Source organism: Psychromonas saccharinae (genome assembly GCF_051201515.1).
GTDB lineage: Bacteria > Pseudomonadota > Gammaproteobacteria > Enterobacterales > Psychromonadaceae > Psychromonas.
Map to the genome: position 1 here is coordinate 2,104,595 of NZ_CP195153.1, position 14,329 is coordinate 2,118,923.

General features: G+C 36.9%; 8 protein-coding genes. 3 read left to right on the forward strand and 5 right to left on the reverse strand.

The genetic code is table 11. The annotated features are described in order from the left end of the window. Window positions 1-431: 431 nt before the first annotated feature. Together ACR30L_RS09340 and ACR30L_RS09345 are read left to right on the forward strand one after the other, a co-directional pair. Complete coding sequence (locus ACR30L_RS09340; protein WP_435237741.1) at window positions 432-1,646, forward strand: putative manganese transporter; 1,215 nt, start codon at window positions 432-434, stop codon at window positions 1,644-1,646. A gap of 103 nt (window positions 1,647-1,749) precedes the next feature. Further along, complete coding sequence (locus ACR30L_RS09345) at window positions 1,750-2,178, forward strand: hypothetical protein (RefSeq protein WP_435237742.1); 429 nt, start codon at window positions 1,750-1,752, stop codon at window positions 2,176-2,178. Here the strand turns inward: ACR30L_RS09345 and ACR30L_RS09350 are convergent. From ACR30L_RS09350 to ACR30L_RS09360, 3 genes are all read right to left on the reverse strand, one after another. Continuing rightward, window positions 2,175-2,642: a TerB family tellurite resistance protein gene (locus ACR30L_RS09350; protein WP_435237743.1), complete on the reverse strand. Its 468-nt coding sequence runs from the start codon at window positions 2,640-2,642 to the stop codon at window positions 2,175-2,177. The two genes, ACR30L_RS09345 and ACR30L_RS09350, sit on opposite strands and share 4 nt — an antisense overlap. A gap of 146 nt (window positions 2,643-2,788) precedes the next feature. Then, window positions 2,789-7,375, reverse strand: coding sequence for a CHASE domain-containing protein (locus ACR30L_RS09355; protein ID WP_435237744.1), 4,587 nt, complete (start codon window positions 7,373-7,375; stop codon window positions 2,789-2,791). 228 nt (window positions 7,376-7,603) lie between these two features. Further along, entirely contained in the window at window positions 7,604-10,096 is a 2,493-nt protein-coding gene (locus ACR30L_RS09360) for an EAL domain-containing protein (protein WP_435237745.1), read from the reverse strand. 386 nt (window positions 10,097-10,482) lie between these two features. On the opposite strand from ACR30L_RS09360, the gene ACR30L_RS09365 reads away from it, so the two are divergent. Next, window positions 10,483-12,093, forward strand: coding sequence for an IS1634 family transposase (locus ACR30L_RS09365; protein WP_435235549.1), 1,611 nt, complete (start codon window positions 10,483-10,485; stop codon window positions 12,091-12,093). Between the two features lie 135 nt (window positions 12,094-12,228). Here ACR30L_RS09365 and ACR30L_RS09370 read toward each other — a convergent pair whose 3' ends face one another. Together ACR30L_RS09370 and ACR30L_RS09375 are read right to left on the reverse strand one after the other, a co-directional pair. After that, entirely contained in the window at window positions 12,229-13,113 is an 885-nt protein-coding gene (locus tag ACR30L_RS09370; protein WP_435237746.1) for a DMT family transporter, read from the reverse strand. Between the two features lie 188 nt (window positions 13,114-13,301). After that, entirely contained in the window at window positions 13,302-14,309 is a 1,008-nt protein-coding gene (locus ACR30L_RS09375) for an ABC transporter substrate-binding protein (protein ID WP_435237747.1), read from the reverse strand. Window positions 14,310-14,329 lie beyond the last annotated feature (20 nt).

Consider the following 14,329-nt stretch of genomic DNA (forward strand, 5'->3'; position numbering starts at 1 on the left):
ATCTTTCTAGTCAAAAAGCCCTTCAATATAATAATTATGTTGTTTGTGAGGGAAGCATGATGATTGCTATGTCAGTTATCATGTTTACCCTACAATATCCCAACACATAGATTTAACTTCATCAACCATCTTAACAATAAAGGAGCAGTTTTAAGGGATTAAACTGAATTAACAATAAAAATGTTTCCCTCTAACTTGTCCTATGAGTCAGTAACTCAAAAGCGCTTTATATTACATCTTGTATTGGCATCTAAATAATTCACTGATAAATGAATCTAATTCTTTGATTTTACATTGTTAATTTCCATTCATTGCCAAAATCTATGAATCTAATAGAAAATTAGACTTAATAAATTGAACAAAAAACTTGTAGTAAATGCGTATTAATATATTCTTATTGATAATGATTACCATTTGCAATAGAGGTGCGTATGTTAGCTAGATACTTTTTTAAATCTGTCGATCTTTGGACTGAAAATAACAAAGAAAAATCGCAGTTCTCTTTTAAATATAAAAGAGCATTAATTCCAGTTGCATTAGTATTGCTTTTAGCTAATCAATCTACGCGTTTGATTACGATTGAAACATTGTCAGATGCTTTTTGGGCTGTATCTGCTTATGTGGCATTTACCTTGGCTATTTATCATTATCTTTCTATTTTTATGGATAAAGAAAATAGTGTTGTGCGTTTATATAATAGCTCACGTCATTATCAGGTCTTTTTCTCAGCGTTACTCGGTGCATTACCGGGTTGTGGTGGCGCTATTGTTGTGACAACGCAATTTGTCAGTGGTCGAGTTGGCTTTGGCGCTATTGTTGCCGTATTGACATCAACAATGGGGGATGCTGCATTTTTATTACTTGCCAGCGATCCACAAGTTGGTTTAAGTATGGTCGCAATGGGCGTAGTTGTTGGTACGCCCTCTGGTTTCGTGGTTAATATGATCCATAGTGATGATTTTCTTCGACCTGAAATAAAAGATGTTAGTGATAAATTAACTTGCAGTAAATGTACCAATGAAACTCAAAAATCAGCAATCAATCTTCAAGGGCATTTTTGGAAAGTTATTATTATTCCAGCAACTATCGTCGCAGCGTTAGGTTCATTCCAAATTGATATTAACGAGTTATTACATTTACCAAGTTTGAGTATTGAAATTGTTGGTACGGTGTTAATTATCACTTGTATGGTGTTGTGGGCCGTTACCAAGGAAGTTGATGACTACCAATCGGTTGTTTCTGAAGACAGTAAGTGCGTTGAATCTCACCCTCTACAAAAAGCAGCACAAGACACCAATTTTGTCACTGCATGGGTTATTGTTGCATTTCTTTTATTTGAATTAACAACGCAATTTACTGGTGCAGATCTTGCTCAATTATTTTCAGGATGGGGGATTTGGATGCCATTAGTGGGGTTGTTAGTTGGTTTGTTACCTGGTTGTGGGCCACAAATATTAGTAACAAGTCTTTATATTTCAGGTGCAGTACCAATGTCGACACAAATTTCTAATGCTATTTCAAATGATGGTGATGCATTGTTTCCAGCTATTGCGCTAGCCCCTAAGGCTGCACTTGCCGCTACATTTTACTCGGCAGTACCTGCAATTGTGGTTGGATATGCTTACTACTTTATTTTTGAATTTTAAGGGAAGTTTACATAGGTCATGTCGTTGTATGAAAGCCTAAAATACAACGACATTGTGAGAATGATTACTATTAACAATAATTGAATTGGACAGCGAGGTGACTATGGATATATTTAATAATGTGGTTTCAATGGATATGTCATTAAATGAAGATGACAAATTTTCGCAAATAGAGGCATTTCATCGACAAGCAATTTTAGAATATGAACAAAAATTAAGCCATGATCCAAAGTCCGTTGGTACTTTATGCGATTGGATTGCCAGCTACCATGAATTAGCATTAGTGTATAAACAAAAAGGAGCCGTACAAATGGCTCAAAAATGTTTACTTATTCCACATCAATCGATGCTCTATATGGCTAAAAACAATCAGGGTGATGTACATAGGGAAGATATAGCAACGCGTGCAATTGGTATTACACTTCCCCCTTTACTTGCTTTTGCAAAGGAACACCCTCCCTGTGATAAGTGCTTGAAAGCCCTTAAGTCACAATTGGCCATGATTCAACAGCACAAGAAAACTGATCATTAACAAGCGGTTGATACGCCATCAGGTAATGTATCTACAACAGCGAGTTTAGTACGGATAAATTCGCTGTGATTGACATAAATTAGGTCAGATACTTTACGGATCACATGCTCTTCAATGGGATCTAAATAGTTATCTGCATAAGCAACTTCCCACATGGCTGTCACTAATTGGCTTCTTGTACTGAAGTCTAATGCACGTAATTGGGTGGTAAAATCAAATAGCGAATTCGATTCTGAAATTTTTTGTTTTCCCATCTCAAGCAATGCCTGTGCTTGTTTTGTATCGACATTTAGTAATTTACTTAAAGTTTTAGTAATAACTGTTTGTTCTACATCACTCATATCATGGTCGGCATTACAAACTTCACAGAGAAGGGCTGTGATGGCAAGATTGTGGTCTGCAGTGGTATTCGTTTGTTCTTCTTCAAGCAATGAATTGAAAAATTCCTTCATTTTATTGAGCATATATAATTCTCTTTTGTTTCTGTGGCTTATAAACAATCAGACAAATTGAGGAGGAAAAGTTCCCCCTTATATTGTAAATTTTATATCTACAATAACGGCTGAAAGAATCATTCTGAGCTTATATCCAACAACTTATGCCGTTATTATTAATCTTTACTGATCGCATTAGTTAATATTTTAACGGATTGTTTATAATCAAGCATGCGTATACTTTCATTGAAAATGGTATGCTGTTGCTGTCCAAGAAGAAGAATTAACCCTTGTTCATTTGATTCTGCAAGGTCATTAGCGGATAAATCATTGCTATTAAGCATTTTAATAAGTTTATTTAATGTTAACGTATCAATTGCTTTCCCATCGGATATGTCCATCGTTGCTTTTTTATTCTGTGATTCCTGTTGTTGTTCAAGGAAATCGTGACTGTTTGCTTTAAGTTCATGGAATGTTTTTACAATGTCAGCCAATAGGTTTGTTTGTTTATTATCAACCCCATTACGTAGGCTTATTTCTGCCTCTGATGTTAAGTTATATAAGTGTTTGGCACCTATCATACCGGCGCTGCCACGTAGTTTATGTATTTTACTGGCTAAGCTTGTACGCGTATTAGCATCAGTTAAGTCAATGTTAGGGGATTGTAGCGTATCAATATCCTGATGTTCCTGAAATAACCGTTTTAAGGTAAATTCAAAGAGTGATAAATCGCCTTGGAATAAACTGTAACTGTTAATTATGCCCTCTATTTCTGGCCAATATTTTGATTGTTTATTCTCTTTTGTGACCTCGATACTGTCGACTAAAACGGCGGTATTTCGATACCGTTCAACGTGTTTCCTTAGGCAAAAAATTAATTTAGCGGGATCAATCGGTTTTGTTAAAAAAGCATTCATGCCGGCAGATAAGGCTTTGTTTTTTTCTTCTGTAAAAATACCGGCGGTTAATGCGATGATTGGGATTTGTGTAAAACCTAATTGTTGTCTGATTTTTGATGTTGCTTCTAAACCATCCATTTCTGGCATCTGAATATCCATTAAGACAACATCAAATTGATCATGTTGTTTTTCTAAGTACGCCAGTGCCTCGATGCCACTATTGGCAGTGGTAACTATTGCACCATTGTTGGTGAGTATTTTTTCTACGACTTCTAAATTTAACTGACTATCGTCAACGACAAGAATGTTAATATTCGGAAGCCATTTAGCTTTGATCGCTTCCATTTTGGTGGACTCAAGTACTTTGATTGTATCTCCAGTGCATTGGGTGATCGTATTATTTACAACACTAAATAAATCCGCAGCAACAACGGGTTTGAATAAAATGCCTTTTACTCTTTCTTTAATGTCATGTTTTCTGATGTAATCCTTTTGGGTTGGTGAAACCACTGCAATAACGGGAATATTATTCCAACTTGGCACATTAAAGATAGTTTCTAAAAACGAAAGGTTATTTAACTGATGTAATTGCCAGTTAATTAATAAAACATCCGGTAGTTGATTATTCGTTTTACTGCGTTTGTTGTATTCAATCAGCAAATTATCTATCGTTGCAGTTTGAAAAACATTCCAGCCGAGCGAACGAGCGGTTGTTTTTAATGTTGAGTTTTGACTACTATCTGCATCAATAATCCAGATGTTGAGTGCTTTCAATATTGAGTCGCCGACAAAGTGCTCATCGAAACGTGCTTCAGTGAATGGCACTTTAAACCAAAATTGACTACCTTTTCCAATTTGGCTCTCTACACCTATTTCACCATCTAATAACTCACTAATATTACGCACGATGGTGAGCCCCAATCCGGTGCCTTCAAAACGCTTATTGGTACCATCGTCAACTTGATTAAAGGGCTTGAATATCTGTTTACGTTTTTCTGGCGTGATGCCAATGCCCGTATCTTCAATGCTAAAGTGGACGATTTGTTGTTCAGTCGTAGCATCAATCTCATCAATTAAGATAGCTTTAATCGTTATTTTACCATGCTCGGTGAACTTAATGGCATTGCCAATTAGATTGGTGAGAACTTGTTGTAATAAGGTTTTATCAGTGACTACCCAGGGAGAGATACTTGCATCGAATTCTAAAATCAGTTCAAGGTTCTTTTGTTCTGCTTGAGTCAAAAAGACACAAAACAATTCATTGAGCAGTTCTTTGATATTACAAGGTGCATTAACCACATGCACTTCGTTTGCTTCTATTTTCGCCAAATCGAGTACATCATTAACAATGCCAAGCAAGGATCTGCCTGCTAATTGAATATTGGTGACATGACTAAGTTGTTCTGAGGTTAGATCATTATCTTTAAGTAAATGGGTTAGACCGATTACTGCATTTAGCGGGGTTCGAATTTCATGGCTCATATTGGCTAAGAAAGTACTTTTAGCGAGATTAGCACTTTCTGCTTTTTCCGTTGCATCACGTAGATTTTTTTCAATTAATTTTCGTTCAGATATATTACGAATAGATGATGCGATTAATAATTTATTATCTAATTGAATTGGACTGAGACTGACTTCAACGGGAAATTCTGAGCCGTCGGAGTAGCGACTAAACAAATCTTTATTTTCTCCCATGGTACGCGGTCTGGGTTTTTCTACGAAATGTTTTACATAGTCATCATGATGATGTGCAATGGCGCTAGGAACGAGGATATTAATATTTTTCCCAACTAACTGCTCTCTGACATAACCGAATAATTTTTCTGCCTGCGAATTGACTAATACAATGATCCCTTTGGTATCAACAATGACCATTGCTTCGGGAGATAATTCTGTCAGATTTTCAAACATATTATCTTTACTTTTTTGTTCTCTAAACTCATTTTGGATCCGTTTTGCTATTAGTCGCCGCTTTGTATTGACCCAAGAAAAATAAAATAACACCAAAACAAGCAATGAAATGACGACTAAAACTAACATTTGTTTAATCAATATAGATAAGACATTGTTATAAATATTGGTGGTCATTTCGGTTGCATGAATTGTTAATGAACCTACGGAAGTTCCCATATTAGGCGTTATGGTTGTATGTGCGCTAATAAATGCGCCATTTTTGCCTTGCCAAGTACTAATTGTTTCGTAATCAGGTTCAAAAATATTAGCGCTACGGTGGTACACATTCGCCCAAGTAAATGGTGGTTTAGTGAATGAAGACGTTACTTTTGATGATTGGTCGGCCAGAATAAATGATTCTGCTTGATCGGTGATAAAAATGTGTTGGCCCGATTGGGTGATATTATTGATATTATTTAATAATGAAGTCGCATCAACATTGATGACAATAATGGCAAAAAGAGTACCATCAGGATAAAACACGGGGGTGGAAAAACGACGGGTTAATTTAATGGGCCTTTCCATTATGCCGTTTTCGTAATTTGGCTCAATACTGGATGTAAAAATATCCCCATTATGTAATTTAAGGGTATTTTTATAATAATCCGTGTGTGCTTTATTCTGTAAATCATAGTGATTAGCAATAATGATCGCATTATTATTTCTTTCAACGCGAACAATTTCCTTACCCTCACGTGACGCTCTAATCAAGCGTATTTGATACACGTCATATAATGACTGCATATAAGCTTTGAAGGTTTCAGCTAATCGTTCTGTCGATGCGCGGTATTTTAGAGCTGAAGAGTTATTAATATATCGACTATTAATCATTTCATTCATTGCCGGTGTTGATTTAAGAAAAGCAATGCCTTCACTGTAACTTTGTTGTTGGTTCTTGATTAAATCTCGGCTGTATTGAGCATGGTCGATTAATATTGAAGCAGTTCGGTTAAATTCTTGTTCTATATATAAATAGCTACTTAGGGTGATTAAACAAAGTAAAATAAAAAAATAAACTCTGGATAATTTTGCAAAGGAAGGACTTGAAAAAAAAGTAGAAAAGGTCAGGCTTACTTCATCTTCCTGACTGGTTGTATGTTCTGACTTTTTGAGTGACCAAACAAATAATCCCAAATAAATGATACTTGTTACTAATAAACCAATAAATATGATCCACGCTGGCGAATTAACTAACGCACGTGTTGAAATACTATTGTGTGGTGTTGTATTTATTACCCATTTCCGTCCCATAAATTCAATTTCTCGGGAAACAGATATACCTGTCATATTATTTGTATTTTCAGTTTCTTTAATGGCTGTAAAGAAGGGAGTTTGTTCAACGTTGTCGGTAATGGTTAAATTTATTTGCGACAGAATAGGGCCAAGGTCAAATAAAACATCATCTACAATTAGTGGCGCGTATGACCACCCAATGGTGGAGTCTAATCTTTTCTGAGCTTCATTCGTGGAAATGTCCGTGTTGTAAATAGGTAATAAGATTAAAAATCCGCGTCGGGTTTTGCCTTCTTCTTGGATAAGGGTGATTGGGGCACTAAGTGTTGCTTTATCGGTAATGGCTGCTGAAATAGCGGCGGCTCGACGAAATGTTTCTGAACCAACATCCAACCCAATTGCGCCTTCATTCGTTGTTTGAGGGTAAATATATTGAATAATAAATCGATCTTTATTATGGGGCGTTAAAGTGCGAACGAAAAAGTTTGGGGCTTGGTCTTCTCGGGCGTTAACAATAAAGTTGGCTTCTAATTCAGGGGGAATTCGACGAATAAAACCAAATCCACGTGCACCAGGGAATTCTTTACCGAGGTTTAATGAGGCTATATAACGATTAAAACTTGGCCGTGTTATTGAATCAACCCCTGAAATAAGAATTGCTCCACGTGTACTAAGCAACCCATATTCATATTTTTTAAAGCGCTGTTGAATTAATTCAACAGCTTGTTCGGTTAAGGATTCGGTTCTATCTTGAAGCTTATTTTTATAGTAATAAACCGACGTAAAATAAATAAATAACGTTAATGTACATCCAATTAACCAGACGCTAAAAAACTTATTGTTTATTTTGCTTAATATGGATTTTAGAAGTCGTTTGATATGTTTATCCCTAATCGTATATTTGAATCACTTAGGTTCATGCTGGTTATTGTGTGTTAAAAAATCACACATTTCTGCATAGGGCACGGGTCTTGAATAGTAAAAACCCTGCATGACAAAGCAGCCTTTTGCCGACAAAGACGTAACTTGTTCGATTGTCTCAACGCCTTCTGCAATTAAATCCATTTTTAATGATTTAGCTAAACTAATAATTGCTTCAACGATAGAGGCATCACTGTCATCATTTAACATATCGTCGATAAAGCTTTTATCTATTTTCAGTACATCGATAGGAAAACGTTTTAAATATAATAGGCTTGAGTAGCCAGTACCAAAATCATCAATCGAAATTTTTATCCCTAATTGCTTAAGTGACTCCAGCACTAAACGAGTTTGATCAACATCTTTGGCCAGTACCCCCTCGGTAATTTCAAATTCAATAAGGTTGGTATTGATGGGTAAACAAGTAAATATCTGCTTGACCACATCATAAAAATTATTTTGGGTGAATTGTACTGTCGAAATATTAATACTGACGGAATGTTTATACCCCATTTGTTGCCAACGTAACGCATCTATGCAGGCCTGATTCATAACAAAGTTGCCAATGGGAATAATTAACCCACATTCTTCTGCGAGAGGAATAAAGTCAGCAGGAGAGATCATCTGTCCATCGGGATCTTTTAATCGAATTAAGGCTTCCATACCGACAACCTCATTATTACGTGAATCGATTTTAGCTTGGTAATATAATTCGAATAAATTCTCTTGTATCGCTCGGCGTAAATATTGTTCCAGTTTATGCCTCGATAGCATCTTCGATTCAATTTCATCGGAGAAAAAGTGCCAGCGACTACGGCCTAATTCTTTCGCACGATACATGGCTAAGTCGGCATGCTGATATAAAATATCGATATTGGTACTGTCATCAGGGTAAACCGCAATTCCGATACTGCAGGACAAATCAAAGCGTTGATCTTTCACTTGAAAAGGCTGTTTGAATATTTGCAAAATACGTTCAGCGTAACTGACTATTTGACTTACATTTGAAATATCAGGTAATAAAATAAGGTATTCATCACCGCCTTGACGGCTGACGGTGTCGACTGCACGAGACGTATCGAGTAAGCGAGTTGCGATATTTTTCAGTAGCATATCTCCGACAGAATGCCCGACGGTATCATTGATATTTTTAAAATTATCAACATCTAGAATAATCATGGCGACTTTTTCATTTTTACGGCGGGCATGATCTAATGCGCGTTCTGATCTGTCCTGAAGTAACATTCTATTGGGTAAATTAGTTAAAGAATCATGATTAGCTAGATGGGACATTTTAAGCGCCATTGCTCGAGTTTCACTCACATCATGAAAGACAATAATAGCGCCACGAGTCACCCCTTGTTCATCTAAAATCGGCGCGGCAGAATCTTCAACTTCAAGTTGCTGATTATCTTTTGTTAAAAGTAGGGTATTGAGTGCCATACCGACAACACGTTGGTCTGTAATCGCCGCATAAATCGGATTTTTAATGGCGAATTGACCGCTAGAGTCGGTCAGTGGCATGACGTCTTCAATACGTTGGTTTAGTGCATCATCACATGTCCAACCCGTTAATGAAGCTGCAATGGGATTAATAAAGGTCACTAACCCGTCGGCATCCGTTGTAATGACTGCATCACCAATTGAGTTAAGTGTTATTTTTAATAATTCTTTATCTTGATGGAGGTTATGCTGTAAAACTTTTAATGGTGTAATGTCATTAAGTAGCATAACAAACCCATTAAATTTCCCTTCAATTAACGTTGGAACAAGGGAAACTGATACAAAGGCGGAGTCACTATTACGGGCATTGAATGTCAAATCAAATCCCATTGTTTTGCCCAACATGACTTGGTTTATTGCCGTAATGAGTAAATCAACAGAGCTTGAATCAAGCGACTGATTATCGGTAAGCACATCAATAATGCGTAGTCCAAAAATCGCAGAGGGGACTAAATCAAACCATTTACCTTCCGTATCGTTACTAAACACATTACATAGCTCACTATCCCAATAGGACACAAATACGGGTAAATGATGAATAATATTATGTAATGTCCCCTTAGCAAGGTTAAGTTGATGCTGTTTATTTTTAAGTGATAAATGGGTTTTAACGCGGGCTTCTGCAATTAACGGATTTAATGGTTTTTGTAAAAAATCAACGCCACCATATTCAAGGGCCTTTAATTCATAATCTTCATCACCGTGGGCTGTCACAAAAATAATAGAGGTATCGGACAATGTCGGATCGCTTTTAATTGCTTTACAGACATCGTAACCATCCAACCCCGGCATTTGTATGTCGAGCAGAATGAGATCTGGCTGCACTTGATGTGCCATTTTTATTGCTTCTTCGCCATTATTTGCAAAGTATATTTTACCGAGCCCAGAGACGGCTTGATTAAGTAACCTAATGTTCGCAGGCTCATCGTCTACTAGTAAAATAACATTTGTCATATCATCGATCTGAATACTCACACAGTGTCCTTGGGAATAAATAATTGTAAATGCTAATTAAAAAATTTGAACCATTGTAAAATAAAGTGCGGTTATTTCCAGTTAAAAGAGTAAAAAAGGTCAATTTATTCTATTAGAAAAATGGTATTATATTTTTGTTATTAAAGTTAACTATAGCGCAATAAACAGTAAAATTTATATTATTAATAAATAATTGTAACTATTTGTTTTTTATTAAGGAGTGAGTTTATTTATATCTGTTATTCCGCACCTGAATTTTTATTACTATTGGCTATGAAATGGCTATGAAATCGTGATCTGGCTAGCGAAACATCCAGATATTTCAAAAAATTGTTGACCGGGATCCTCAATTTTGATCTATTACTTTCTTTTCAAAGAGATAAATCATGACTTACCCATACACGAAATCACTTGAACACCATGGATTAGTTGCTGGATTTTGTAAGGAAATCAAGCTTGCCAATATCATCGATCAAGCACTTGGCACAAGTGAACAGCGGAAAATAAGTTTCGGTAACTTATTCATTGCTATGATAATCAATGGGTTGGGATTTACCGGCAGAACACTGCATATGTATCGCGAGTATTTTTCTGATAAACCATTAGACCGTCTGATTGCCCCTGAAGTAAAAGCTGAATACATCAATGATGATGCGTTAGGTCGTTGCCTTGATGCACTATACGAACATGGTGTTTCATCACTATACCAAGATATAGGTGAAGCTGTTATTAAACACTTAGGGCTACCATGCAACTCTGTTCATCTCGACTCAACAAGCTTTCACTACGATGGTATGGAAAAGTTATCCGATGATGAAGATGATCTTAACCCTATTCAAATTACCAAAGGCTATTCACGTGATCATCGTCCTGAACTTAATCAGGTCGTACTCAACCTGATTTGTGAGAACCAATCCGGGATCCCAGTTTATATGAAGCCAGCCAGTGGCAACATTAATGATATGGAAGGATTCAAGGAGATAGTCAAATCCCATATAAAAAGTCTAAAAGCCGCGCAGTCCTGCCGTTATTTAGTGGCAGATGCAGCCTTATATGTGCAAGATACCATTACTGAGTTGGATGAACTAAATCAGTTATTTATCACGCGTGTCCCACATAAATTGAGGGAAGCTAAAGTCCTTATTAATCAGGCTTCTGAACTTGATTTTAAAAATATGGGGAATGGTTACTCAGGAGCTTGGCACCAATCGACTTACAGCGATATAAAGCAGAGGTGGCTATTGATCCGCAGTGAACAAGCGAGAAAGCGTGAAACACATAGTTTAACAAAACGCATGCTGAAGAAAGCAGATGCGGAGCGTAAGACCTTTAAAAAACTCTCACAACAAAGGTTTGCCTGTCAACATGATGCAGAGCAAGCCGTTGAGTTGTGGAGAAAGAAACAAGTTTACTGTGATGTTATTGATGAAACCGTTGAGATCCCTATCTATGGCAAGAAAGGACAACCTAAAAAAGGGCAAGCTCCCGAGCGAGTTGAATACAAAATAACAGGGAATTTATTTACTCCTCTTGATAGAAGGGATAATGCACTTAAACAATTAGGTTTCTTTATTATTGCAACAAATGATCTTGATGAAAGCCTGACAATGGATAAGGTGCTTAAAACTTATAAAGAGCAGCAATCAGTTGAAAAAGGGTTCCGTTTTTTAAAAAGTCCGGATTTCTTAACAAGCTCAATTTTCATCAAAAAGCCAGAGCGAATAGAAGCGCTGTTAATGGTAATGACTTCCTGTTTGATGGTATACGCTTCCTTAGAGCATCTGATCCGCAAAAAGCTAAAGGAAAAAGACCTTTACTTCCCGGATCAAAAGAAAAAGCCTTCCCAGAATCCAACCGCTCGCTGGGTATTTCAATGCTTCCAAGGAGTTACGATAATCTACCTGGAAAGCCAGTCGCCTATGGTAGTAAATTGGCAAGAACGGCAACAAGTTATTGTTGATTGCCTGGGGGATAGATACAGGCAAATTTATTCTTAAAACCGGTGCGGAATATCAGTTATATTCTATATTTTTCACTGTTTGGGCAAATTAAATGGAGAATTTTATCAAACAAAATGGAAGGGGAATTCATTATTTCAGAGGCGCGATTTGAAATGAATTATGGTTAACTTTTTAATTTTTTCGTTGTGTCTGTTGTAGTAATAATCCACTAATAATCAAGATTAATCCCAAAATCGTAGCGGGGTAAATAGGCTCATCAATTAACCAATTTAAGAGTAAGAGTGAAACAAAGGGAGAGATAAAAATCAGGTTACTAATCTTTGCAGTATGTTCTGCATAACGTAATGCACTGAGCCAAGCAACAAACGCTAAACCCATTTCAAATACACCGATATATATTGCGCCTAACCATCCCTGCCAATTTATCATTGTAAAGTCACTGAATATTGGTGTTGTCATCAAAATAGCGGGGAAGCCCAGTAAAAAGCATAGGAGTAACGATATAATCGGATCTGCTGTATTTTTGCTATTGAGGATCCAGTACATTGCCCACAGTAAAGTACTTAATAAGGCCAGAAATACGCCTAATGTACTGTCAAAGTTAAGCGCGATTAAATTCCCCTTAGTTGCAATAACTAATACACCTAGGTAACCAAAGGTAATAGCAATAATATCTTTTTTAGTAAGTTTTTGACCGAGAAAAGGAACGGCTAAGATACTCAGGGCAATTGCCCAGGTGTAGTTTAATGATTGTGCCTGTTGAGCTGGCAATAACTTATAGGCTTGGAATAAAATTAAATAATATAAAAAGGGGTTAAGCATCCCCATGATGAGATAGAAAATAGGGCGTTTTAATAGCGTTGGTTTTAATAAGTGTAATTTTTTTTGATAACCACAAATGAGCGTTAATACAATAATCGTCGTTGCAGATGAAACCAATAACATTTGTAAAGGCGAAAAATAACTCAAGGTAATTTTAAACGCACTGGCAACGGTGGACCACATAAATACCGCTGTGAGCGCAAAAAGGGTGGCTGTTTTTTGTCTTTTAATCATAGGGTTGGTTATTCTAGGCTGTAAGTCTTTTGATTAAAATGAGTTTATCACAGTATTTTTAAACAGCGACATAATATGAAGATGTAGAAATGGTTAAATGGAAAAGGAGCCCGATATATACCCGTTACCAATCAAGATGCTGATTTCTGCATCTTGAATTGTAACGGGTATAGACTCCTATTGAGTTTTTATTTTAATGTTTTCATTTTATCAAATACGACTTGTGAATAAGCGCCAACCGGTTTTTTGGTGATAACCGGTGCTGAATCACTGCCTAGTAGAATATCAACGGTACGATCGAAGGCAACGGGGTCCAAATAACCAATTCCTTTATCGCCACCAGTAATGAGTTTTGATACCTCAGTCATCATACGAATTTGATGATGTTCGGTTTGTGCGCCGGTATCATCATTTTCAAGTACGATCATTGCAGCTTCTTCTGGATTCGCAGCTGCCCATTCCCAACCCTCAACGGTGGCTTTTAGGAATTTAGCATAGGATTCAACTTTCTTCGGATCAGCTAAGTCTTCTTCCATCACATATAAACCATCTTCGAGTGTCGCTACGCCTTCATCTTCATATTTAAATAGCGTTAATTCTTTCGGCGTTAAACCTCCATCCATAATTTGACCGTATTCGTTATAGGTCATCGTAGAAACACAATCGGCTTGGCCTTGGAAAATTGGATCAACGTTGAAACCTTGTTTAAGTACGGTCACGCCATCTTTACCGCCAGTTGTCGGATAACCTAATTTAGACATCCAGCTTAGGAAAGGATATTCATTACCAAAGAACCATACACCAAGGGTTTTACCTTTAAAGTCGGCAGGTGTTTCGATACCGCTCGATTTTAGACAGGTTAGCATCATGCCCGATTTGTTATATATCTGAGAGATATTGACCATTGGTAAGCCTTTTTCACGCGTGGCTAATGCCGAAGGTAACCAATCCACAATAATATCTGCACCTCCACCCGCTAATACCTGTGCAGGCGCAATATCGGGGCCACCAGGTTTAATCGTTAAATCGATGCCTTCATCCTTGTAAAATCCTTTGTCTAATGCCACATAATAGCCCGCGAATTGCACCTGTGTAACCCACTTTAGTTGCAGCGTTAATTTATCAGCGGCACTTGCGGTAAAACTTGATGCAAGTAATGCTGCACTAGTTGCAATAGTAAGTAGTGATCTTTTCATAGTATATTCCTTTTCCTATT

What these genes read in the sequence shown, in the direction of transcription:
- ACR30L_RS09340 (WP_435237741.1), top strand. Translation starts at nt 432, where the DNA reads ATGTTAGCTAGATACTTTTTTAAATCTGTCGATCTTTGGACTGAAAAT.
- ACR30L_RS09345 (WP_435237742.1), top strand. Translation starts at nt 1,750, where the DNA reads ATGGATATATTTAATAATGTGGTTTCAATGGATATGTCATTAAATGAA.
- ACR30L_RS09350 (WP_435237743.1), bottom strand. Translation starts at nt 2,642, where the DNA reads ATGCTCAATAAAATGAAGGAATTTTTCAATTCATTGCTTGAAGAAGAA.
- ACR30L_RS09365 (WP_435235549.1), top strand. Translation starts at nt 10,483, where the DNA reads ATGACTTACCCATACACGAAATCACTTGAACACCATGGATTAGTTGCT.
- ACR30L_RS09370 (WP_435237746.1), bottom strand. Translation starts at nt 13,113, where the DNA reads ATGATTAAAAGACAAAAAACAGCCACCCTTTTTGCGCTCACAGCGGTA.
- ACR30L_RS09375 (WP_435237747.1), bottom strand. Translation starts at nt 14,309, where the DNA reads ATGAAAAGATCACTACTTACTATTGCAACTAGTGCAGCATTACTTGCA.